Raw genomic sequence first — 23318 nt, 5'->3', positions numbered from 1 at the left:
CAGCGTACGACTGGCGCGAGTTTAGCGGAGCGTAACTCGTGCTCAGCCATTAGGTGGAGCTTGTAGCTCCACTGCCGCAGCGCGGCAAGCTGGTTCCGTGCCGTTTGGGTGGGTTAACGTAGATGGACGAGCTGAAAGCTCGCCATGGCATATCACGAGTTACGCTGCGCTAAACTCGCGCCAGTTGCGGGGGCTCTATCCCCACTTAAATTCGTGGGGAAGTGAATTGCGAAAAGGTGGTAGGGTGCGGGGCTTGTCCCCGCCCGTCGGGCGTGCCGTTAGCGAGTAATCGGGCAACAACGGGCGGGGACAAGCCTCGCACCCTACGCACGACAGGTAGCGCTACGTTAAGCGGCTGGCATAGCCACTGATTAACACATGTATGGTATATAGAAAATATTTCGCTTTGTGTAAGCAATGTGGCTGATCCTGTGGCGTTTTAGTGGGGCGGGCAGCACCCCACACTGCTCTTCACTTTCTCCACATTTATTTACTTACCCTCCATGGCATACCCTGTGAATTCATTGACTTCCAAGGCCGACTGTGACTTGGTGCTGGAAGAAGCCGCCGAAGAGCGCGCCGACCTGGAGTACCGGCAAACCCAGCTGCAGCGCCTGCACACCATGGGCAGCGACCGGGCCACCGAGAAAAGCGCCGAGCTGACCGGCGCTACGGCCGAATACAATACCCTGACCACGCTGCTAGCCAGCATGACCGAGGGCCCTACCAAAAAGAAGAACGAGCGGGAGCACAAACGCCTGGAGTATCGCATCTACGTGCTCAACCAGCAGCAAGCCACCGGGGCCACGGGCGTGGTAGCGCAGTTCAAGCGCCTCTACGAGCTGAACTGCATCACCCGGGAGCTGGCCGAAAACGCCGCCCTTAAATCCGAGGTGGAGGCGCGCAAAGCCGCGCTGTAGCATTTGATATAGCACGCATCAGCCCTTCGGGGGCGCCATCGTGGGGATTGGTGCCTTTGAAGGGCTTTTTGCAGTACTTGCCGTATATTTTGTTTTCCTCTCACTCATTGATCTGCAAGAATGCCAGTTATATTACCCTTAGATATTTCGGATGAGGGATTATTAGAGTCAGTGCGCACATGGGTGAGGCTGCTGGAAGAGGAACGCTACGAGGACGCCTTTCACTTTACATACCAACACCCCTACTATGCGTGGACGCCTGAGCTAATGCGTGATGTCATTTACGGATATGGAATCGTGGAAATGGATCCTGAGGTTGAAAAATTCAAAGTAACTTCTATCGACGAAGCCAAAGAACGGAACGGGAGCCCATATGCAGATGTAGATTTCCATATGCCACGAAAGCATAGCATAGAAAATACACTGATAGTAGCGGAAATCTGGTTTAGCTTGCCACTGAACGGGGAGTGGAGTGACCTCACTGCCTCCTTCAATGTGCTATATATGCCGGAATGTGTGTCGCTTGAGTTGCAGGAAATACACGTATTCTGAGTGAATCGAAGTTTAGCTTCACTCACACCCCCTCAAACACCTCTGACCACTCAATGCTGAACTCCGGGAGCGTATGCACGGGGATGAGGCCGGGGGTGTAGAAGTCGCCGCGGGGCTGGTAGCGGCCTTCGTGCAGCACGAACACGGAAACCGTCTTCTCGCCGGGAAACACAATCCAGTATTCCAGCACACCGTTTTCCTCGTAGAGGTCGAACTTGCTCTTGGTATCGTGGCTGACGTTGCCGGGGCTCACGATTTCGATAATCCAGTCGGGGACGCCGAGGCAGCCGCGCTCATCCAGCTTCTGCGAGTCGCAGACCACGCAGATGTCGGGCTGTACCACGGTGGTTACCTGCGCGTCGCCGTTGGGCGTGGCTTTGATCAGGCGCACATCAAAAGGCGCATGAAAGACCTCGCACCCGCGGTGCGCCAGAAGCGAGTAAATCATGCCGGTAAACCGACTGGAAATCCGTTGATGCGCTACCCTGGGCGCAGGGCTCATCCGCCGTACTTTGCCTTTGATGAGCTCAATAAACTCGTCCAGCTGCCAGGTGAGGTAGTCGGCGTAGGTGTAGGTTTTAGTGAGGTCGAGCTGGGAAATATCGGTGATAGGCGGCATAGTGGGGCGGCGGTTGATGCTTAAGGTAAAGATACGGTTCGCAACGCACAGACGACGTTGTGCCATCCGCTGTCAACCAAAGCCTGCGGTTGTTAACGAGCAAGCCCGCCGTTCTTCTTCTCATGTCGCTTGCAGGCGGAGAAAAAAGAACGGCGGGCACATCACCTGGCTCACCAACCAGTAAAAGGACTGTTGCCTAGAAGCTGAACATGCGCTTGCGGCGGCGCAGGGTTTGCTTGCGCTTGCTCACGCGGCTCTTCTCGATTGACTTCTTCCCAAACAGCGGCAGCTTCGCCGTGAGAGAAGTGGTAGCGGAAGGAGCTTTTTCAGGCGCAGCAGCCTGAGTAGCGTGGAGGGGAGCGGAAGCCAGCAGGGCAACAACGAGGAGGGAGGCGAAAGTTTTCATAGCGTATGGAGAAGAAGTGTGAAGCGAAGAAGTGCGCCGTAGTAGTGCGCTGATTACGTCACAATATTACAGTGCATTGTTGGCTAAGTACAATCACATGATGATGTGGCAGGTCCTTTGCCCGTTATACAATAGCCAGATAAAACCGCGTTTCTAGTATGAATTACGGGTTTATAGGGGTTTGTCTGAGCTCCCCTTATCACCCATATTGGGTGACTTAGGGCTCTGAGTTGCTTAGCTGACGCAAGCATGCTGCCCACAGAAGTAGGTTTGCTGCCCAAGATGTGAGTCCGGTGTTGCATCGTCGGCCGCTGCTCTGGGCAAGTTGTACCTTGCAGTCATGCTTTCCCATCCCCACGAAGTATTTCTGGAAGTAGCCCGGCAGCTTAGCTTTACCAAAGCCGGGCAGACGTTGTTTCTGAGTCAGTCGGCCGTGAGCAAGCAGGTGAAAGCCCTGGAAGAGCACTATAAAACGGGCTTGTTTGAGCGCCTTGGCAACAGTGTGGCCCTGACACCCGCCGGAGAACTGCTTTACCGGAAACTACTGCTTGCCAAGCAGCTTCAGCACGAGCTGCACCAGCAGTTTGCCGAGGTAAGTCCGGGCTTTAGCCCGCAGGTGCGCATGGTTATCGGAGCCAGCACCACCATTTCCCTGTACGTTATTCCGCCGGTGCTTTCGGCCTACCTGCAGCGCTACCCGGGCACCCAGCTCACCCTCAAAAACCGCAACAGCGAGAATATCCTCAAAGCCCTGCTGGAGCACGAAATCGACCTGGGCATCATCGAAGGCATTCACAAGGTCAGCAACGTGACGTACACGCCCCTGCTCACGGATGAAGTAGTGGCCGTGTGCTCGGCGCGCCACCCCGGGCTGCCGGACGAGCTGGCAGTTCAGGACCTGTACCACACCCCGCTGGCTTTGCGGGAGCAGGGCTCGGGCACTCTGGCTGTGCTGGAGCAGGCCCTGGCCGAGCGAAACATCAAGCTGACGAACCTGCCGGTGAAAGTGCGGCTGGGCGGCACCGAGGCCCTGAAAAACTTTGTGCGCGTGGATACCTGCCTGGCCTTTCTGCCCCGGCAGGCCGTGATGAAAGAGCTGGCTTCGGGCGAGCTGCGGGAAGTCCCTATCCGGGACCTGCGCATGGTGCGCCACTTCGATTTTGTGCAGCGCAAGGGAACCGAAAACAACCTCCCCTACAAAACCTTCGTGCAGTTCACCAAACGGTATTATTCCAAGCAGGCATAGGCTATTCCATAAGGCCATTTGCGTTCGGCATACTGAACAGGAAGCTTTGCGTTTCTCTTTTCTATGAAAATGCAAAGTGCCCTGGAAACCATCAGCCGCCTGCAAACCTTGGAATGCTCGGTATGCCGAGCCCCCTACTCCGCCACGGTTCTGCAGCGTACCTCTGCCTGTTGCGCTGCCCCCTTGCTGGCCACCTACGAGCTGCACGAACCCCTTAGCCGCGAAGCGGGCATCGACTTGCACGAGGTCAGCATGTGGCGTTACCGCCGCTTGCTGCCCTTGCTCGATGAGGCACACCGCGTGAGCCTGGGCGAAGGACTCACGCCGCTGGAGCCTCTTACCAGCCTTACCCAGCGCTACAACCTTGCGGAAGTTTTGCTAAAGGATGAAGGGCAGAACCCTACCGGCTCATTTAAAGCCCGCGGCCTAAGCATGGCCATTTCCAAAGCCAAAGAGCTGGGCGTAGAAGGTTGCATCATTCCCACGGCCGGCAACGCCGGGGTGGCTATGGCCGCCTATTGCGCCAAGGCCGGCATGCACGCCGTGGTGGTAATGCCCCGCCATACGCCCCAGGCCTTCAAGGAGGAGTGCTACTGGTATGGGGCCGAAGTGCACCTGGTGGATGGCCTTATCAACGACTGCGCCGCCCGGGTGCGGGAGCTCAATAGCGCCAACGAGCTGCTGGATGTTTCCACGCTGAAGGAGCCTTACCGGCTGGAAGGCAAGAAGACGATGGGGTATGAGCTGGCCGAGCAGCTGCGCTGGACATTACCTGACGTGCTTTTGTACCCGGCCGGTGGGGGCACCGGCCTGATTGGTATCTGGAAAGCCTTCCGCGAAATGCAGGCTCTGGGTTGGCTACCAGCCGAGGTGCGACTGCCGCGCATGGTTGCCGTGCAGGCCGCCGCCTGTGCCCCGCTGTGGGCTACCTACACCGGCCGGCAGGCCAACTGCCAGCAGTACGTGGGGCAGCCAACCATTGCCAACGGCCTGGCAGTGCCGCGCCCCCTCGGCGAAGCCCTTATGCTGCAGGTGCTGCGCGAGTCCGGGGGCACGGTAGTACCGATTGACGACCAGGAAATGCTGGAGGGCATGCGCGAGCTGGCCCGGCACGAAGGGTTGTTTGTAGCGCCCGAAGGAGCAGCCGTCTGGATGGCGGCCCGCAGGCTGTTGGATGCCGGCTGGATAGGCCGCCACGAGCGGATGCTGCTCCTGAACACCGGCTCCGGGCAGAAGTACCTCGAAAATGTGATAGGGCAAGCCTGAGCCTGGCGGGCAACTGCAGCCGGCCGCTTACCTTGGTGCCACTAAACGTACTGCTATGGCTTCATCTGTTCTACTGTTGCCTGGCCTGGGCAACTCTGGCCCCCAACACTGGCAAACTCAGTGGGAGCAGCACTACGGCTACCTGCGCGCAAACCAGCTCAACTGGGACCAGCCCACCTGCCACGACTGGGTACAAATGCTTGACTGGGCCGTGGCAGCAGCCGGGCCGGACGTAGTGGTGGTAGCCCACAGCCTGGGCTGCGCCACGGTAGCGCACTGGGCCGCCACCACAAATCAGTCCATCCGGGCAGCCCTCTTGGTAGCTCCCGCCGACGTGGACCGCCCCGACTTCCCATCCGAAGTTACCGGCTTTGCGCCCATGCCCCTGGCGCCGCTACCGTTCCCGAGCATCGTAGCGGCCAGCACCAACGACGAGTACGTGACCCTGCCACGGGCCCGGCTCTTTGCCGATGCCTGGGGCAGCCGCCTGGTGAACGTTGGTGCCTTAGGCCACATCAACTCCGCCTCTGAGCTGGGTTTGTGGCCGCAGGGGCACGCGCTGCTGCGGGAGCTGGTTGGGTGAGGGTATTGCTATCAGTGAGCCTGCGGAGCGGCTACACGCCCGCAAACACCTCTTCCCAGTGCAGCTGCAGTGCCGGGAGGGTGTGGGCCGGTAGATGGCCGGGGGCATAATACGAGCCGCGCGACTGATAGCGGCCTTCATGCAGCACGTACGTGGCTACGGTTTTCTCGCCGGGAAATACAATCCAGTATTCCAGCACGCCGCTTTCCTCGTACAGCTCAAACTTCTCACGGGTGTCATAGGCGGCCGTGCTGGGCGAAAGAATTTCGATAATCCAGTCGGGGGCGCCGAGGCAGCCGCGCTCATCCAGCTTGCTGGGGTCACAAACCACGCAGATATCGGGCTGCACTACCGTCGTTATCTGCGCGTCGCCGTTGGGCCCTGGCGTCGTGAGGCGCACATCAAAGGGGGCGAAGTATACTTCGCATGGGCCACCAGTTAGCTGTTGGTCAACGTGCCGCACGATGTTTCGCGCCACTTTCTGGTGTACCCGGCGCGGGGCCGGGCTCATGCGGTGTACTTTGCCTTTTACCAGCTCGATGAACTCGTCCAGCTGCCAGGTGAGGTAGTCGGCGTAAGTGTAGGTTTTGGTGAGGTCGAGCTGGGAAAGGCTGGTGATGGGCGGCATACGCGGGCGGGCTTCGATACTGAGTAAAGATAATAAGGCCGGAAGTTACCGCGTAGGGCTTCCCATGCTACACCGCCTGTCAGCTGGCCCGTACCTGCCCGGTGCCGCGCACCAGCCACTTGTAGCTGGTGAGTTCCTCCAGCCCCATAGGGCCGCGGGCGTGCAGCTTCTGGGTACTGATGCCGATTTCGGCGCCCAGCCCAAACTGCGCCCCGTCGGTGAAAGCGGTGGAGGCATTGGCGTACACGGCGGCGGCATCTACCGCGTTCAGGAACCGCTCGATATGGGCGGCATCTTCCGAAATAATGGCCTCACTGTGCCGGGAGCTGTGCGCGGCAATGTGCGCCAGGGCCTCGTCCAGATCAGCTACCGTTTTGATGGCCAGCTTCAGCGAAAGAAACTCGGTGCCGAAATGCTCGGGCCGGGCCTGCTCCAGCAGCGCCGCCGGGTACAGCCCACGCAGGGCCGGGAAAGCCCGCTCATCAGCATAAACAAATACGCCGGCCTGGGCCAGCGGCGCGGTGAGAGCGGGCAGGTCTACGAGGCGCGCCTCGTGCACCAGCAGGCAGTCGAGGGCATTGCACACGCTCACGCGGCGGGTTTTGGCGTTGGCGATGATGGCGCGGCCCTGGCCCAGGTCAGCAGTTTCATCGAAGTAGGTATGCACGATGCCCGCACCCGTTTCGATAACCGGTACCCGGGCGTGCTGGCGCACGTAGTCGATGAGCGACTGGCTGCCGCGCGGAATCAGGACATCCACGTAGCCTACTGCCTGGAGCAGCGCCTCGGTGGCCTGGCGGTCGGGCGGGAGCAGCGTGACGGCGGCGGCAGGCAGGCCGTGGCGGGCCAGCACGCGCTGGATGACACGGCCGATGGCCTCGTTGGAGTGGGCTGCGTCGGAGCCGCCCTTGAGCAGGCAGGCATTGCCGGTTTTCAGGCAGAGCGTGGCTACGTCGAAGGTCACGTTGGGGCGGGCTTCGTAGATGACGCCCACCACGCCCAGCGGCACCCGCACTTTCGTAATCTGCAGGCCATTGGGCCGCTCCTCGGTCAGCAGGGTTTCGCCCAGGGGCGAGGGCAGGGCCGCCACGTTGCGAATGTCCTGGGCAATGGCCTCCAGACGGGCGGCGGTAAGCTGCAGCCGGTCGTACTTAGGATCATCAGCCGGCATCAGCGCCAGGTCCCGGGCATTTTCGGCCAGCAGGAAGGGAGTTTCTGCCACGGCCGCATCGGCCAAATCGAGCAATAGCGCCGTAATGGTTTCGGCCGGCACCTGGCTGAGTGGGCGGCTGGCTGCTTGCGTGGCCTGGAAGGTGTCTTGCAGATGCATGCTTTCTAATGTGCTGATGTGGTTGAATGTGCTTCGCTTCGCTAATGTGCTAAGGTGGGTGAATGTGCTGATGGGCTAATGATTTCGTGTCATGGCGAGCAGCGCGAAGCCATCCGTCCTGGGCAACGTGTCCAGCCTCGGGACGTGACCAGCCCCCGACGTGCGCCGCCCGCATCTGGACTGAGTGGGGAAAGAACGAGTCTGGTGTTGTACAGGACTGACGCCGCTTGATGCGCGGCATATCGTGCCTCCTGGCATGATACATTTCTCACATTAGCCCATTGAGCGAAGCACATTCAACCACCTTAGCACATTAACTCATATCGGCCGACAGAAACAGGTAGTCGTAGTGGACCAGGGGTTTCTGCTGCTGCTGGCCGAGGCGCTCCAGGGCTTTGTCGGCGCCGTACTCAGCCAGGCCCAGGCCCAAGGGCTTGCCTGCCTCATCGAGTATGCGGATGATGTCGCCCTTCTGAAACGTACCCATAATGGCCAGTACGCCCACCGGCAGCAGGCTGGTGGCCTTATTGGGCGCAAGCAAAGCGGCCCGCGCCCCGGCGTTGATGAGCACCGCGCCCTTGGCCGCCAGGTCGGAATGAGCAATCCACTTTTTCTTGCCGGAAGCAGTTTTGTTGGGCTGAAAGCGGGTATTTACGACCTCCCGGCGCAGCAGGCGGGGTAGTACGTTTTCGGTTTTGCCGTTGGCAATGTGCACGGAAATGCCCAGCTGCGCCACTTTGTGGGCCATGTGGCACTTGGTAATCATGCCACCCCGCCCGAATTGGGAGCGTTGCGTGGACACAAAGGAGGAAAAGCTGGTGGTAGTGGGCGCAATTTCCGCAATAAGCTCGGAGGCCGGGTCCTGCGGGTTGCCGTTGAAGATGCCGTCCACGTTGCTCAAAATCAGTAGAGCGTCGGCATCAAGCATGGAAGCCACGAGGCCGGCCAGCTCGTCGTTGTCAGTAAACATAAGCTCCGTCACGGATATGACGTCATTCTCATTCACGATGGGAATGATGCTCTGCTGGAGCAAGGCCCGAAAGCAGTTCTGCATATTCCGGTAGTGCTGCCGGTCGCGAAAGTCTTCCTTGGTCACCAGCACTTGGGCGCACAGCAGCGCGTGCTTGGCCAGCAGCTCGGCGTAGGTGGCCAGCAGCTTCACCTGCCCCACGGCGGCCAGCACCTGCCGGCTGGTCACGGCATCGGCCTTCTCGGGCACCTGCACCAGGCTGCGCCCCGCCGCCACCGCCCCCGACGACACCACAATGACTTCCTTGCCCTGCTGTTTCAGCTCGGCCACCTGCGCCACCAAGTGGCGGATGCGGGCCAGATCAAGGGAGCCGTCGGGCTGCGTGAGGACGTTGGAGCCGATTTTTACGATGATGCGGTGGTACGGAAGCGCCATAGGTCGTCAGCAGGTTCGGGGCCGTAAGGTAGGGCGGAAGCGGCAGTTGCCTTCAACGGATAAGGGGTTGTGCTACGAAGTCTACCGGTTGTCGGCGGAGGATATCTGGTAGACTTCGTAGGACATCTGGTTGTCCTGGGAGGATAGTGGGTTGTCCTCCGAGCATAGTCGGTTGTCCTCGGAGGACACCTTGTTGTCCTCCGAGGTTAACCAGATGTCCCCTGAGGTTAACTAGTTGTCCTCGGAGGCTAGGTAATTGTCCTCGCAGGACATCCGGTTGTCCTCCGAGGACAATTATCTGTTCTTTGGAAACGGTTCTATGCGGTAGGGGCGGGGCTTGCCCCGCCCCTACGAAGGCGCTTTAGCTGGAGCGCAGCCCCATCACCCACACGTACACCAGCGTACCACCCAGAAAGGCCAGGAACAGCGGGCCGCTACCCGGCTGGCCCAGGGCTTCGGTGCCTACTGCCATTGCCCCCACAGCTGCCAGACCCAAGCCAAACCACTTGGACTGCTGCCGCCGCTTGGGGTGCCACTGGCGCTGGGTGCCCACCAGCGGAAACAGCAGCCCCAGCCCCACAATGCCGGCCGTAGTGAGGGGTGCCAGGTAGCTGAAGTGACCAACTGCCAGCAGCGCCAATCCGCCGAGCAGCAAGCCCATAAACTGGTTGGAATACCGCGTGTCTTCCTCGCTCAGGGCAAAGCGGCCGTAGCGGTTCAGGCGCAGCAGGGAGTTGAACAGGGGCTCAGCAAACCAGCTCATGTATACCAGCACCAGGTACAGCGGCAGCAAAACTGGTACAAAGCGCGACAACACGAACATGCCAATGAACAGCCCCTGGCGCATGCCCGGGCTCAGCGTCTGCGTCCAGACCATAAAGCGGTAAAACCAGTTGTAAAGCCAGAACCGGGCTTTCAGGGCCGATACCAATCCTTCGCGGGCGTAGTCGGAGGTGGGGTTGAGACGCAGAGCTTCCTGAAAGTGGCGGGCAGCGTCTTTGGCGCGGCCACGCTCCAGGGCCACCCAGCCCAGGTCGGCGTGGGTACCGGCATCGGTAGGGCTTTGGCGCAGGGCTTCGTCGAGGTCGGCGGAGGCTTCGGTGGTACGGCCCAGGCGGGAAAGACACCGCGCCCGCAGCCCCAGGCAGTCGACGTGAGTAGGGTCGACGGCCAGGCCGGCTTCGGCGGCGCGCAACGCGCCGTGCAGCTGGCCCTGCTGAAACCGGATCAGCCCCAGCACGTGGTGGTAGTCGGCATCTTCGGGGTCGAGGGCCAGCGCCTCTTCAATGGCCTCCAGGGCCAGCGGCAGCTCGTGCTGGCGTTGCAGCGTGGCACTGAGCACGTAGAAGGCAAAGCTGTTTTCGGGGGCCAGGTGAATAGCGTGCTGAGCAGCTTCCTGGGCTTCCGGCAGCCGCGCCTGCTCCATCAGAGCCAGGGCCAGCAGGCACTGCAGGTAGCCGTTTTCGGGGTCCTGCTGCAGCAGCCGGCGCGCTTCCTGCTCGGCATCCTGGGGGCGCTTGTGCTGGAGCAGCAGCTGCACGCGGCTGAGGTCTTGGGAGGAGTTCATTGAGGGGGAAGGAATGGAGTAGAAGCACCGCTACCTGAAGCTAATCAGTCTTATTTGCCTGTAGCGCACGAAATCGAGAATAGAGCAAGCTACTGACTAAAAGCAAGCTTAGTGGCGGTCCATAAGGCCAGGTGGCAGGCCAGCATGCAGTAGTCAGGCTAGCTGCCAACACCAGTGCCGCCAGTAGCAGCCAGCTCAGTGGGGACTTTTCCGGCACGGGCATATCAGTGGCGCTTTTTATTACACTTATAATGCTCATGACGATGACCGTGAGGCCACCCGTCAGGCCGGGGCCCAGGCTGCTTTCCGGGAACCCCAGCTTCAGCAACAGCCAGACAAAACCAGGCAGCCAGGCAACTAGAAGTAAAGCCAGTGCACTGACGGTTCCGTAGCGGTAGAAGGTCTGATGAGCATAGGATATGGCTGCGTCGGGGCGGTTGCGCAGCCGCCGTACATCCGGGTGAAGTCGCCAATACAGCTTTTCAAAAGCAAGAGCCAGCAGAACTGGAATACAGAATAGGCTCAGCGGGATGATAATTAAAAGAAAATGACCCCAGGCTTTCAATTGGGGCCGGGGAAATTTCATGCCTTCGGTAATAGAGGTCATATACCGATCAAACGCCAACTCTGCCCGGCCCGGCCACAGCTGGCGCCGAATGGCCTGGCTTGCTCCCGCTAAGGCAACTGAGTTGTTAGGGCTAAGGCGCAGCACTTCCTGAAAGTGTGCCTGAGCGGCTACAAACTGCTCTTGTCGTAGAGCTTCACGGCCAAGCAACTGGTGGGCAATAGGCAAAGTGGGATGTGCGGCGCGCAGTTGATGCAAAGCCTCAGCCAACTCCGGCCACCGTTGTTGTGCGTGCAGGGCGTTGGCACGAGCCGTGAGACACTCTGCATGAGTCGGGTTCTGAGCCAAGCCTCGTTCAGCCGCTACCAGTGACGCTGCTGGTTCGCCCTGGTGCAAGAGAAAACGGGCCTGTACTCCGAGGTACTTGGGATTGTAGGGCTGCAACCGGAGTGCCTCGGTAAGGGCTGCTGCCCGGGCCGCTGGTTGCCCGGCCACGTTTTCAATCAGGCAGAGCACATAAAATGCTTCGCTGGCCGCCGGATTTAAGGCCAGCGCCTCCCGCACTGAAGCACGAGCCTCCTCTATTCTAGTTTGTTGATACAGCGCAAACCCCAGCAAAACGTACCCCAGCACTTCTCGTGGATTACGCGCCAGTTGCTGCCGTACAACCTGCTCGGCTTGTTGGGGGCGTTGCACCGCCAACAGATTTTGCACGGCATCCTGCCACCGCGCTTCCGTAGGATGAGGCATCATAGCACGGCTACTTCTTGATGCCCAGGTAGGTTAGGATGTCGTCGTAGGTGCCGCCCTCGTTGGAGTAAAGGGCGTAGTTTTTGGCCGTGGCAAACCACTCTTTGGTACTGGGCCGCACTTGTTTGGTGGCGGCCGTCAGGCTGCTTTGCTGCACCGGCAGTGCCTTGCCGGCTTTCATCGACTCGCGTAGGCAGCTTTCCACGGCCGTATCTACCACGGCTTTCAGGTCGGCCCCCGAGAAACCGGCCGTCTGGCCGGCCACGGAAGCCAGGTTGAGGTTGTCGGCCACGGGCTTGCCGCGCAGCAGCACGTCCAGGATGGCCACGCGGGCCGGCTCGTCGGGCGGCGTCACCAGCACAATCCGGTCGAAGCGGCCGGGGCGGCGGAAGGCGGGGTCGAGGTGCCAGGGGGCATTGGTGGCGGCCAGAATCAGCACGCCGTCGTTGGAACTGCGGGCCCCGTCCAGCTCTTCCAGAAACTGGTTGATGAGGGTGCGGCCGGCACTCTGGCGCAGGTCGTGGCGGTTGGCGGCCAGGGCATCCACTTCGTCAAAAAACAGCACGCAGGGCGCCTGCATGCGGGCCAGCTCAAACAGCTCGTGGAGCTTCTTTTCGCTCTGGCCCATCCACATATCCAGAATGTCGCTGATGCCCACGTGGATAAATGAGGCCTGTACCTCGCCGGCCGTGGCGCGGGCCAGGTGGGTTTTGCCGCAGCCGGGCGGGCCATACAGCAGCAGTCCGCCGCCTGCCGCCTTGCCATAGGCTTTGTAGAGGTCGGGAAACTGCAGCGGATGAATGATTTTCAGGCGGATTTCCTCCTTCACGGCGTCCATGCCGCCCACGTCGGAAAAGTTGATCTGAGGCTTTTCCAGCCCCGCAAACAGAGCCCGCTCATCCAGCCCCGCCGCCGACACGCTGGCCGAATACTCGGCCGGCCCCCCGCTGGCCGTCTGCGCGGCGGGGCGCAAGCCCAGCTGCTCGTCGAGGTCAGCGTCGCGCAGATTGCCATCGAGCTGCAGCGCGTGCTGATACGCGGCGCGGGCCTCGTCGGGCGGGCCGCCGGCGCGGGCCAGCAGGCGGGCGTGCAGCAGGTGGGCGCGGGCGTGGTCGGGGTGGGTGCGCAGCAGTTCCTCCAGCACCACCAGCGCCGCCGAGGTTTTTTGCAGGGCGGCGTAGGTTTCGGCCAACCCCAGCTGCAGCTCCTCATCGTCGGGGGCCTGGCGCAGGCCGGTGCGGTAGTGCTCTTCGGCTTCGGGCAGGCGGCCGGCCTGGCGTAGCAGGGCGGCTACGTGGCGGCGTAGGGGCACGTTGTCGGGCGAAAACGACAGGGCGTCGAGCAGGGGTTGCAGATCAGCGGGGTTAAGCGGCGTGGCCATAGCTAGGCAGTAAGTAAAATCACAGGCAAGCTACTCACTCCACCCGCAACAGACCACTTTCCGGTAGAATCCGCCTTACACAGCGAAACTGCTTAGGTGGAAGAGGGCTATCTGAATTGATAGGGTGAATAGGAAAATGATATAGTATTTCTTGAAAATCGTAAAGAAAAGAAAGGGGTGTTTTGGAAATATGGGATGCATTTCTAGATTGTGCCATCAAAAAACACAGGGGTAAACCGCTACATCATATGAGCCTGACTACTTCTTCCCGCTTGTCGTTGTCCCGGTTGCTGCTACTGGGGCTTTTCCTGGCCGCCTTGGCCGCTGCTTTCATCGAAGTGCCGCACCCCGCGGCGGCGGCCGGCTCCCTCAACGGCGCCGACGTAGCCTGGATGCTCACGGCCACTGCCTTCGTGCTGATTATGACGCCAGGCCTGTCGTTTTTCTACGGCGGGATGGTACGGCCCAAAAATGTCATCAGCACCATGCTGCAAAGCTTTGTGGCGCTGGGCATCATCACCATTGTGTTCTACTTCGTAGGCTTCTCGCTGGCATATGGTGACTCCTGGCACGGGCTGATCGGCAACCCGCTCACGTTTGCCATGCTGCGCAACGTGGGCACGGCACCCAATCCGGCATTTGCGGCCACTATTCCGTTCGTGCTGTACTTCGCGTTTCAGTTGAAGTTTGCCATCATCACCCCGGCCCTCATTACCGGCTCGTTTGCCGAGCGGGTGCGGTTCAAGGGCTACCTGGCCTTTATGGTGCTGTTCTGCCTATTCATCTACTGCCCGCTGGCTCACTGGACCTGGCACCCCGAAGGCTTCCTGCGCCAGTGGGGCGTGCTCGACTTCGCGGGTGGCACCGTGGTACATATTTCAGCGGGTATAGCCTCGCTGGCCGGTGCTATGGTGTTGGGCCGGCGCAAAACGCACCTGCGCAATACCTCGTTTTCGACGCCCAACGTGCCCTTCGTGCTGCTGGGCACGGGCTTGCTGTGGTTTGGCTGGTTTGGCTTCAATGCCGGCTCGGCCCTGGGCGCCAATGAGCTGGCGGCTCAATCTTTTGTGAACACCAACCTGGCTTCGGCTGCGGCCCTCATTGCCTGGCTGCTGGTAGAAATAGCCCGGGGTACCAAACCCACGGCCGTGGGTGCCTGCACCGGCGCGGTAGTAGGGCTGGTGGCCATTACGCCGGCCGCCGGCTACGTCACCTACGGACAGAGTATTTTGTTTGGGGTAATCGGGGCGCTGGTAAGCCACGCGGCCGTGCACTGGCAAAACAAGCGCACCACCATCGACGACACGCTCGACGTATTTCCCTGCCACGGGCTGGGCGGCATTGTAGGTATGCTGCTGACGGGCGTTTTTGCCGATAAGGTGGGCCTCATCCACGGCACCTTCACCACGTTTGGCTACCATGTGCTGGGCTTGCTGATTGTGGTAACGTATTCCTTCGTGGGCTCCTGGCTGCTGCTCAAACTCACCGGCCGCTTCTTTGCCCTGCGCGTGAAAGACCACGAAGAAGAGCTGGGCCTCGACCTGAGCCAGCACGAGGAATCCACCTACCACATCGACGAAGAGTTTGAGAAGACGTACCGGCGCGCCCTGCTGGAACCAGAAACCGTCTGACCGAAATACGCTGTGCTTTACCCGGAAGAAGTGCAGTGCTACTAGGGGGGAATCTGACGGTAAACGCCCCGTGGCTGGTAATAGCCGCGGGGCGTTTGGTTTGTCGGTTAAGCTAGCAGCAGGTTTACTTGCCCATCTTGCTCAGGTAGAACGATACCAGGAAGCCCAGCACCGTAATCAGGCCGGTGAAGTTATGGGCAACCTCGAAGGCCTCGGGAATCATGGTATCGGCAATCATGGCCAGCACGGCCCCGGCGGCCACGGCGGTGGTAGCGGCCACTACATAGGGCGGAAAGTGGCTGAACACCGTGAAGCCTACCAACGAGGCCACCCCCGAAACCAGGGCAATGCCGGCCCAGAGCAGCAGCACGTAGCGGGCCGGGCGGCCGGCTTTCTTCATGCCGGCGGCGCTGCTCAGGCCCTCGGGCAGGTTGGAGAGAAAAATGGCTACCACGGCCACCGTACTCACCGCGCCCCCGGCCAGTAAGCTCAGTCCAATTACGATACTCTCAGGAATACCGTCCAGCAGGGCCCCCACGGCCAAGGCCATGCCGTTGTCGTCGCCGGGGGCATTGCCTTCGGTGACCCCGGTTTTCACTTCCTGGCGCTCGGCCGCCTGTTGGGGGCCGGAGCGTTTGCGGTGCTTGGCGCCGTAGCGGGCCAGCAGCCAGTTGGCCAGCGTGTAGCCGCCCGCGCCGCCCAGAAAGCCTATGGCCGCCGAGTAAAAGCCGCCCTTGGTGTACGCATCCTCCATCAGCTCCAGGGAAAGCGTAGAGATAAGTACTCCGCTGCCAAAAGCCATAATAGACGCTACCACACGCTGCGGTACCCGAAAAAAATAGCCGATGGCTGCCCCAATCAACAGGGCTGAGCCCGATACCAGGCCCCAGAAGCCGGCCATCATCCACGTGGGAAACGTCATGTAGTTTGGTTTGTTAGTGCCTTGTGCTTGGTGGGTATCTGCTTTGCTTAAGCACTACGCACTATTGCTGATAAGCGGCCAGTGTGGTGCGCAAGGCATCTTCCGACAGGGCAGCCAGCTCTACTTTTTTGAAGGGGGAGGTATGTCCGGCCAGCAGCGTCAGGCTCGACTTGGGCTGCCCGAACACTTCCGCCAGGAAGGCTAGCAGGCAGGCGTTGGCTTTGCCATCCTGCGCCGGAGCGTGCAGGCGCACGGTCACAGCGCCGTCGGCAGCTACCAGCAGCTCATTTTGGCGGGCGTTGGGCTTGGCTTTCAGGTGCAGGACGGCCAAAAGGTAATAGAGTAACAGGTGATGGGTGACACGTATGTTATTGCTTTCAGGAAGAGTAGCCAATGAGCAGCGGGGAAAGATAGCACTTGCGCCCGCAGCAGTACGCCGAAAAACGTAAACAAAAGCTTGCGCCCAAGTCAACGACCGATTTCTTGCCCTGTCACCTGTCACCTGTCACCTGTCACCTGTCACCTGTGCCTGCCCGAATGGGCACAGGTTGAGTACTACGCAACGGCCGCAGGCGGGCGTATGGAAGTAGCAGCATTTCTGGCCATGAAACATGAGTGCTTCGTGGTGGTCGTACACCTGCTGGGCGTCCCAAGCGGGCGGAAGCAGCTCGGCCAGCAGCTTGTGAGCCAGCTTTTCGTCCACCTTCGGGCCGATGAGAGCCAGGCGCTGCGCCACACGGTGGTGGTGGCTGTCGACGGGCATGGCCGGGAGGCGCAAGGAGCTAAAAAGCAGGGTAGCGGCGCTGGTCTTGGGGCCTACGCCGGGCAGCTGCTCCAGCCACGCACGGGCTTCAGGAATGGGCATTTCGGCCAGAAAAGCCAGGTCGCAGGGGCCACCACAGCGCTGGCTCACCTCGCGCAGCACGTGCTGAATGCGCGGGGCTTTCTGCTCAGGCCAGGTGCAGGCGCTGATGGCCTCCTGCACCTCGGCCGTAGGCGCGTCGCGCACGGCGTCCCAGGAAGAGAAGTGGGCGCGCAGTTGCTGGTAGGCACGGTGGGAATCCTGGTTGCGGGTGCGGTGGGAAAGCAAGGCGCTGATAAGCTCACTGAGCGGGTCCTTGACGCTGAAAAACCGGAACGGTGCCCCGTACTCGGCACAGAGCCGCTCGTGCACCAGCAGGGCTTTGGTCTGAAGGGTCGCAAAATCGTCAACAGGAGAGTCGGGGGAGGTTTTCACCCTGCTCCCTACGTAAAAACCAGGCGGAGTGCAGAAGGGAAAGTTGATTGACCGTCAACTCTTCCTTCTGCACTCCGCCCGCTTCGTTCAAAAACCGCTGCCTAGCCTATTGGGTATTGTAGAGGGCAATGGCTTGCTTGATTTTCTGCTGCTGCTTGCCTTGTAGGACCAACGGCACCACCAGCAGCACCGGCGCGGCATATACCAGCGGGGAAATGCTTTGGCTGGTTCCTTGCAGCGACGACAGCAGCCCGGCCGCCATCAGGCCACCCGCGCCTATGTAGCTGAGCGTAATGGCAGTGCGGGAGCGGCGGGCCTGGTCGAGCAGGCCGCGGGCCCCGGCGTTGTCGACGGTAGCAATACTCAGGTTACGCAGGTTCAGATCCTGCACCGGTCCATTGTCTTTGCTGAAGTATTCCGTCTTGACGGTTCGGTAGCCGCCACCGTAAGGATAGCCGCCGTATCCCCCATAGCCGTAGCGACCATAACCGAAGGGGCTGCCACCGGTGTTGTTATACTGCGTGCGGGTGATGGAGTACAAGGCAATGCGGCCCGTCCGGTCGCGGCGCAGGGTGGTTTCGCGGGAGGAGCCGGGCAGGTTGGTGCGCACGTAAAAGCCGGTTTCATCCTCATAGTAGCGGATGGCATCGAACTCCAGGCGCTGCTGCCCGTCCAGCAGGAGGTAGTTGCGGCCCAGCAGGGGCTGGCGGGTTTCTACCTCGTAGGCTTTCAGTTCCTGCCCCGTTTTCAGGCCCACCCGAAAGCGCGTGGGCTGGGTGGAGGGCGGCAGGGCGCCGGGCTGGGTCGGTCGGGCACCGGGCACTTGCTCGGCCACGGCGGGAGTTTGCGGAGTAGGCTCAGCGGCGCGGGCCGGCGCCGCGGTTTGCGCCTGTCGCACCGAGTCGGGCAGGGTGGGTTGGGAGTTGAGCTGGCGCGGGCCGTCCTGGGCCAGGCCACGGGTGGCGGCGCCCACAGTCAGCAGCGCCAGGGAAAGCATCAAACGAACGTGCATAGGAAGAAAAGCAGAGAGTACAGCTGCCCGCCAGCCGGCCGGCAGATTCAAGACTAAAACCAGAAAGAGGAGAAGAAAATTCGTCCCAAGGTTGCGCCGCTTTGCATTCAGGGGCTGCTTCTGGGTGCTAGTAAACAAAAAAGCGGGAGAAACCGTCAGTTTCTCCCGCTTTGCACAGCGAGTGAGGTAGGCCAGAGCTACTTCAGCAGGGTTTCCAGCAAACTCATACTATCTACCAGGTCGTGGCTGGTTTCAAAATCCAGGGGCTTGATAATGTAGCCGGCCACGCCCAGGTTCTGGGCGCTGAGGCGGTCCACATCCATAGAGGACGTGGTGATGACGAACACCGGAATCTGGGCCAGGGCCGGGTGGTTTTCGCGTTCGGCCAGAAACTCGTGCCCGTTCATCTTGGGCATGTTCAGATCCAGCAGAATCACCTCGGGCAGCGGGTTGATGGCCTCCACGCCGTTGCGGCCCAGTAGCATATCCAGGGCCTCCAGGCCATTGAAGGCGGTATAAAGCTTGTGCGGAATACTGAATTTCTCGAAGGATTTCTGCACGGTCATCGTGTCAAAGAAATCATCTTCCACGAGCAAAACGGAACGGTCGGACATGGGGGAGCGGGCAAGGGGATCAGGAAGCCAGGGCGGGCGCGTCGGATCGGGCCGGCAGCGCCTGCTTGGGCCACGTAAAGATAAACGCTGCACCTTCTCCAGCCGCCGATTTCACCCAAATACTGCCTTTCTGTTCGTCAATTATTTTCTTCACAATACTGAGCCCGATGCCGGTGCTTTCGGCCGTATGCCGGTCGCGCAACGTCTGAAACATCAGGAAGATTTTCTGGTGGTACTCCGGGGCAATGCCCGGCCCGTCGTCGGCCACCGAAAACTCGTAGAATTTTTTCTGCTCCCGGCAGCCGATAGTGATGGTGCCGCCGCCCCGGTGGTGGTACTTTACGGCGTTGCCGATGAGGTTGGTAAACACCTGCTGCAGGCTGAGGCGGTCGGCTACCAGGGCAGAAGGCAGCGAATCGGGCAGGCGCACGTGGAAATCGGGCGGCACCACCATATCGGTTACTTCGTCGAGGAGGGCGGCCACGTCTACCGGCTCCAGCTTCTGCTCAGTGCGCCCAATGCGGGCATAGGCCAGCAGCCCGTTGATGAGGTCTTCGAGGCGCGAGAGGCGGCCCTTCATCATATCCAGGTACTGGCGCATCTTGTCCGACAGCTCCCCCGACAGCTCGTCCTCAATCCACTTTACCACCGTCGTTACCCCGCGTAGGGGCGCTTTCAGGTCGTGGGAGGCCACGTAGGCAAACTGGTCCAACTCCTTATTGCGGTTTTCCAGGGCCCCGAAGGTTTCGGATAGCTGGCGCGTCATGCGGTTGAGGGAGCCGGCCAGGCGGCCCAGGTTGTCGCGCTCCTCATCCTTTATCTTCACCGAGTAGTCGCCCAGCACCACCTGCTCAGCCAAGTGCTCAATGATGCCGATACGGTGGGCTACCTGCTCGTTTACCTCCTGCAGCTCCTGTTGCAAGGCGGCATTGGCGGCCAACTCCTGCCAGATGCGGCTGACCAGCCACCCCACGATAAACAAAGTAAGCACGGCCGAAATCAGCAGGGCAATGGGCGTAGTCTGAGCGTAGAAATCCTGGTTCCGGTCCCGCTCTGCCAGCAGGCTGTCCTCGGATTGTTTGATGCGGTTGATCATTCCCCGGATAATCTCCAGCCGCTCCTGATTGCGGCTGATCATCACGCGGGCCGTGGGTGCCGAAGCATTGCGGTCGGTCCACATCCGTAGGTCGCGGGTATCAGTATCCAGAGCGCGGCGTAGAGTATCGAGGCGCTGCTGCTGCTGAGCATTGTCGCGGGTAAGGTCGCGCAGAATATTAAACTGCCGGTTCATGTCCTGCTCGGCCAGGTCAAACTGGGGCAGGTAGGTAGTGTCGTTCAGCAGCAGGTAGTTACGTACGCTGCCCTGGGCGTCGCGCAGGTTGGTGCGCAGGTCGGAGGTGGCCTGCAGCACCTGGTAGGTGTGCTGCACCTGCCGGGTGTAGTAGGCTAGGCGCTGGTTGCTGAAATAAGCCACGCCGGTGGTGAGCAGCAGCACGCCCAGCGCAATGCCGAAGCCGAGCAGAATTTTGGTGTTAAGGTTCAGGCGCATAGACTGCAAACCTACGGGTTTCGGCGCAAGCGGCGGTAGCCTCAGGCAGCAGCCGTGCGGGTTGGGGCGTATCTTCGCGGCTGACTTTCCCGCGTTGCTCATGGCTTTCCTGCCCGACCCCATCACTTCTCCCCAGAACCCGCGCATCAAAAACCTGCTCCGGCTGCAGCAGAAGTCCTCGGAGCGGCGGGCGCAGGGCCTTACCATCATTGAGGGGCTGCGGGAGCTCACCATTGCCCGCGGCGCGGGCGTGGCCGTGCCGGCCGTGTTTGTGTGCCCCGAACTGGCCGGCCCCGAGCGGCAGGCGCAATTGCGGGAGCTGTTGGCCGATGGCGACACCGAGTGGTTTCCGGTGTCGAAAGCCGTGTTTGAGAAAGTAGCCTACCGCGAAGGCTCCGACGGGGTGCTGGCCTTAGCCCGCCCGCCCCAGCTGAGCCTCGACGACCTGCAACTGCCCGCCGACCCGCTGCTGCTGGTGCTGGAAGCCGTGGAAAAGCCTGGCAACCTGGGCGCCATCCTGCGCACCGCCGACGCGGCCCGGGCCACGGCCGTCATCGTCTGCGACCCGCGCACCGATTTGTTTAATCCCAACGCCATTCGCAGCTCCATCGGATGCTCGTTCACGGTGCCTACCGTGGCTACTACCCGCGAAACGCTGCTGGCCTGGTGCCGGCGCCACGGCATCCGCACCTACGCTGCCGCCCTCACGGAGCAGGCGGTGGCTTACACGTCGTGCGACTTTCGCGGCCCCACGGCCCTGGTGATGGGCACCGAGGCCGATGGCCTCACCCCCGAACTGATGCAGGCCTGCGACCAGACTATCATCATTCCTATGCGTGGCGCCATCGACTCGCTCAACGTCAGTACCGCCACCGCCATCCTCACCTTCGAGGCCGTGCGCCAGCGGGAAGGCTAAGGGAACGAGGTTTCATGAGGCTAAGCTACTTACTAGCTAGAACCGAACCGTAGCCGATAGATTAAGGACGCGGCCTTCCACCGGGGCCCATAGGTCGGGAAAGGCGGGGTTGCGCAAGTCGCCCAGCACCACCGCTTCTTTGCGCGTCTGGCGGTAGTCGAAGAGGTTTTCGCCATTGACCACCAGCGTGAGCGGCCCGCCGTGGTAGCGCACCAGCCCGGCTACCAGCGGATACCCCGGCGTACGACGCCCGTCCGAGACGTACTGCTGGCCGGTGTAGCTGGCTTCGATGCCGGCGGCCCAGTGCTCCGAAAATTCCTGGGTGAGCACCGTGGCCAGCTTGTGCCGGGCGGCCAGCTCCACGTGCGGATGCTCAGCATCATAGTGGCGGCGGGCATCCGTAAACACGTAGCCCAGGTACAACTCAGTTTCATCAGCTCGGAGGCGCACGTAGGTTTCAAAGCCCTGGCTTACCAAAGGCCGGGTGGCGTTGTACCAGTGGATGGGGCCTGCGGGAACGTCGTCGTCCAGCACCAGCGGGCGGGCAAGGCGGGTGTAAAAGAACGACTGGTTGAGGGTGAGCCGCACGGTGGGCGAAAAGCGGTGCTCGTAATTCACGTCCCAGTTCAGGCCAGTAGAGCGCTCAGCCCGCACGCCGGCCAGCGCCGCCACCCGTGGGTAGTCCCGCTCATCCAGGTCGTTGATGTAAGGTACGGGCACGCGGTAGCCCAGTCCACCGTTCAGGCGGGAGGTGAGGTGCTCAGTGAAGCGGTAAAGCAAGGCCAGCCGGGGCAGCAGGAAGTTGCCGTACTGATTATGATGGTCGAGGCGCAGGCCGGCCTGCACAGTGAAAGTGGGCAGCACCTGCCAGTCATCCTGAGCGAAGGCTCCCACCGTGGCGTAGGTGTAGCGGTTCTGGAGTGGGGTAAGGCTGGCCGCAGCATCGGGTCGGAGTTGCTCCCCGTTGACGTTTAGGCCCAGTACGGCCGTATGCGCCGGGCCCAGCCGGTGCAGGTAGCTGGCCTCGGAGTAATACGAGTTCTGACGTGCATTGAAGGCCACGGTGTTGGTCGTCACCTCCCGGTTGAAGGTGCTGATTGTGGCTTTCACGGTGAGCGAGCCGCCGCCCAGGCTGTCCTGGGTGTAGATGGCGTCGGCAGTGTGCCGTTGCATGCGGTTGTTGACGAAGTACTGGTGCTGGGAATCGGGGTGGTTGCGTACCACCTGCTGGTCGCCGCCCTGGCGGTCTTCTAAGGTGCCAGTGTAGCCCACCACCAGCTGGCTGCCGGCACGAGGGTACAAGAAAAAGCGGGGGTGCACCGTGAGGCTGCGCAGGCGGGGCACATCCGTAAATCCGTCGCCATCCACATCTACGGCCTGCTGGCGGGTGCCGCCCGCAAAGAACGTGTAGCCCAAACCCTGCCCCCGGCCCGAGGCAAAGGCGTTGAGGTTGCTTTCGCGCAGAGTGCTTTGGTTGAAGGTCAGGCTGCGCTCGGGGCTGCCCAGCTGCGGCTGCTTCGATACCAGGTTTACCAGTCCCGCAATGGCCCCACCGCCATACAAGGTACTGGATGAGCCTTTGATCAGCTCAATCTGGCGCAGATCCAGCGGGGGCACCTGCAGAATACCAAAGGAGCCGGCGTAGCCCCCAAACAGCGGCATTCCGTCGCGCAGCATCTGCGAGTAGCGTCCCGGCAGCCCCTGAATGCGGAAGTCGGCGTTGCCGGTGGTGGGCTGGGTAGGCTGAATCTGAGTGCCGGCCAAGTCACCCAGCAGGGAAGCAATGTTGCCGGGCTTGATGCCGTTTTCCTCCTGTAGCTCTTCCGTGCCCAGCACCTCCACCCGGGTAGGCAAGTCTTCGATGCGGGAGTTGGTGCGGGTGGCCGTTACCACTACCTCCTCCAACTGCTCAGCGTCGGGAGCCAAGCGTATTTCCGCGGGAGTATTCTGGGGCAGCGTAGTGCGCAGGTAGTGGGTTTTGTAGCTAATAAAGGTGAAATCAATCTGAACAGGGCCGGGTGGCAGGTTGCCGAGTTGCACAGTGCCTTGGGCATCCGTAGCAGCAGCATTGGTGGTTCCGTGCACAATGGCCGTTACGCCTACCAGCGGCTCCCGGCTGGCGCTGTCGCGCACCACCGCCCGGAACGAATGCTGCGCTAAGGCAGCCGAAGAAACCAGACAGCCAAGTAGCAGGAGAAGGTAGCGCATAGTGGGGCGGG

General features: G+C 61.1%; 22 protein-coding genes. 7 read left to right on the top strand and 15 right to left on the bottom strand.

Translation table 11 applies throughout. From position 1 onward, the window contains the following. Positions 1-503: 503 nt before the first annotated feature. Positions 504-920, top strand: a complete 417-nt coding sequence (locus I5L79_RS02905; RefSeq protein WP_196953507.1) for a hypothetical protein — start codon at positions 504-506, stop codon at positions 918-920. 120 nt (positions 921-1040) lie between these two features. Next, positions 1041-1472 (top strand): hypothetical protein, encoded by a 432-nt coding sequence (locus I5L79_RS02900; protein WP_196953506.1) that lies wholly within the window; start codon positions 1041-1043, stop codon positions 1470-1472. A 22-nt stretch (positions 1473-1494) separates the two neighbouring features. On the opposite strand, the gene I5L79_RS02895 is transcribed toward I5L79_RS02900, so the two are convergent. Both I5L79_RS02895 and I5L79_RS02890 read right to left on the bottom strand, forming a co-directional pair. Next, on the bottom strand, positions 1495-2091 hold the full coding sequence (locus tag I5L79_RS02895; RefSeq protein WP_196953505.1) for a Uma2 family endonuclease: 597 nt from the start codon (positions 2089-2091) through the stop codon (positions 1495-1497). 196 nt (positions 2092-2287) lie between these two features. Then, positions 2288-2497 (bottom strand): hypothetical protein, encoded by a 210-nt coding sequence (locus tag I5L79_RS02890; protein ID WP_196953504.1) that lies wholly within the window; start codon positions 2495-2497, stop codon positions 2288-2290. A gap of 340 nt (positions 2498-2837) precedes the next feature. On the opposite strand from I5L79_RS02890, the gene I5L79_RS02885 reads away from it, so the two are divergent. The 3 genes from I5L79_RS02885 (at position 2838) to I5L79_RS02875 (ending at position 5592) form a co-directional block, all read left to right on the top strand. Then, on the top strand, positions 2838-3743 hold the full coding sequence (locus I5L79_RS02885) for a LysR family transcriptional regulator (RefSeq protein ID WP_196953503.1): 906 nt from the start codon (positions 2838-2840) through the stop codon (positions 3741-3743). Between the two features lie 63 nt (positions 3744-3806). After that, positions 3807-5009, top strand: coding sequence for a threonine synthase (locus I5L79_RS02880; RefSeq protein ID WP_231402691.1), 1203 nt, complete (start codon positions 3807-3809; stop codon positions 5007-5009). A gap of 55 nt (positions 5010-5064) precedes the next feature. After that, positions 5065-5592, top strand: a complete 528-nt coding sequence (locus I5L79_RS02875; RefSeq protein ID WP_196953502.1) for an RBBP9/YdeN family alpha/beta hydrolase — start codon at positions 5065-5067, stop codon at positions 5590-5592. Positions 5593-5623: 31 nt separating this feature from the next. Here the strand turns inward: I5L79_RS02875 and I5L79_RS02870 are convergent, their stop codons facing one another. The 6 genes from I5L79_RS02870 to I5L79_RS02845 form a co-directional block, all read right to left on the bottom strand. Continuing rightward, entirely contained in the window at positions 5624-6220 is a 597-nt protein-coding gene (locus I5L79_RS02870; protein WP_196953501.1) for a Uma2 family endonuclease, read from the bottom strand. Positions 6221-6299: 79 nt separating this feature from the next. Next, positions 6300-7622 (bottom strand): glutamate-5-semialdehyde dehydrogenase, encoded by a 1323-nt coding sequence (locus I5L79_RS02865; RefSeq protein WP_317191350.1) that lies wholly within the window; start codon positions 7620-7622, stop codon positions 6300-6302. Positions 7623-7863: 241 nt separating this feature from the next. Then, positions 7864-8955: a glutamate 5-kinase gene (proB, locus tag I5L79_RS02860; protein ID WP_196953499.1), complete on the bottom strand. Its 1092-nt coding sequence runs from the start codon at positions 8953-8955 to the stop codon at positions 7864-7866. Between the two features lie 361 nt (positions 8956-9316). Next, positions 9317-10522, bottom strand: a complete 1206-nt coding sequence (locus I5L79_RS02855; RefSeq protein ID WP_196953498.1) for a tetratricopeptide repeat protein — start codon at positions 10520-10522, stop codon at positions 9317-9319. 40 nt (positions 10523-10562) lie between these two features. Further along, positions 10563-11840, bottom strand: a complete 1278-nt coding sequence (locus I5L79_RS02850; protein ID WP_196953497.1) for a tetratricopeptide repeat protein — start codon at positions 11838-11840, stop codon at positions 10563-10565. Positions 11841-11847: 7 nt separating this feature from the next. Continuing rightward, positions 11848-13218, bottom strand: coding sequence for an ATP-binding protein (locus tag I5L79_RS02845; RefSeq protein ID WP_196953496.1), 1371 nt, complete (start codon positions 13216-13218; stop codon positions 11848-11850). Between the two features lie 248 nt (positions 13219-13466). Here I5L79_RS02845 and I5L79_RS02840 point away from each other — a divergent pair, with 248 nt between their 5' ends. Beyond that, on the top strand, positions 13467-14849 hold the full coding sequence (locus I5L79_RS02840; RefSeq protein ID WP_196953495.1) for an ammonium transporter: 1383 nt from the start codon (positions 13467-13469) through the stop codon (positions 14847-14849). A 124-nt stretch (positions 14850-14973) separates the two neighbouring features. Here I5L79_RS02840 and I5L79_RS02835 read toward each other — a convergent pair whose 3' ends face one another. The 6 genes from I5L79_RS02835 to I5L79_RS02810 all read right to left on the bottom strand — a co-directional run bounded on the left by I5L79_RS02835 (position 14974) and on the right by I5L79_RS02810 (position 20183). Beyond that, a complete protein-coding gene (locus I5L79_RS02835; protein WP_196953494.1) occupies positions 14974-15771 on the bottom strand; it encodes a ZIP family metal transporter in 798 nt (265 codons plus the stop codon). Positions 15772-15832: 61 nt separating this feature from the next. Beyond that, positions 15833-16102 (bottom strand): DUF167 domain-containing protein, encoded by a 270-nt coding sequence (locus I5L79_RS02830; RefSeq protein ID WP_196953493.1) that lies wholly within the window; start codon positions 16100-16102, stop codon positions 15833-15835. A gap of 174 nt (positions 16103-16276) precedes the next feature. Continuing rightward, on the bottom strand, positions 16277-17008 hold the full coding sequence (locus I5L79_RS02825; protein ID WP_317191349.1) for an endonuclease III domain-containing protein: 732 nt from the start codon (positions 17006-17008) through the stop codon (positions 16277-16279). A 106-nt stretch (positions 17009-17114) separates the two neighbouring features. Next, positions 17115-18020 carry a hypothetical protein gene (locus I5L79_RS02820; protein WP_196953492.1) on the bottom strand — a complete coding sequence of 302 codons (906 nt, stop codon included), beginning with the start codon at positions 18018-18020 and terminating at the stop codon, positions 17115-17117. A 197-nt stretch (positions 18021-18217) separates the two neighbouring features. Then, positions 18218-18634 carry a response regulator gene (locus I5L79_RS02815; protein ID WP_196953491.1) on the bottom strand — a complete coding sequence of 139 codons (417 nt, stop codon included), beginning with the start codon at positions 18632-18634 and terminating at the stop codon, positions 18218-18220. 19 nt (positions 18635-18653) lie between these two features. Then, the gene (locus I5L79_RS02810; RefSeq protein WP_196953490.1) at positions 18654-20183 is read right to left on the bottom strand and encodes a sensor histidine kinase; all 1530 of its coding nucleotides are present in this window, start codon (positions 20181-20183) and stop codon (positions 18654-18656) included. A 100-nt stretch (positions 20184-20283) separates the two neighbouring features. Here I5L79_RS02810 and I5L79_RS02805 point away from each other — a divergent pair, with 100 nt between their 5' ends. Then, complete coding sequence (locus I5L79_RS02805) at positions 20284-21099, top strand: TrmH family RNA methyltransferase (protein WP_196953489.1); 816 nt, start codon at positions 20284-20286, stop codon at positions 21097-21099. A gap of 36 nt (positions 21100-21135) precedes the next feature. On the opposite strand, the gene I5L79_RS02800 is transcribed toward I5L79_RS02805, so the two are convergent. Further along, positions 21136-23307 carry a TonB-dependent receptor gene (locus I5L79_RS02800; RefSeq protein WP_196953488.1) on the bottom strand — a complete coding sequence of 724 codons (2172 nt, stop codon included), beginning with the start codon at positions 23305-23307 and terminating at the stop codon, positions 21136-21138. Positions 23308-23318 lie beyond the last annotated feature (11 nt).

It is taken from the genome of Hymenobacter guriensis, assembly GCF_015773195.1.
Classification (GTDB): domain Bacteria; phylum Bacteroidota; class Bacteroidia; order Cytophagales; family Hymenobacteraceae; genus Hymenobacter; species Hymenobacter guriensis.
The sequence above is the reverse complement of the archived record's forward strand: the minus strand, read 5'-3'. Positions and strand labels throughout refer to the sequence as shown.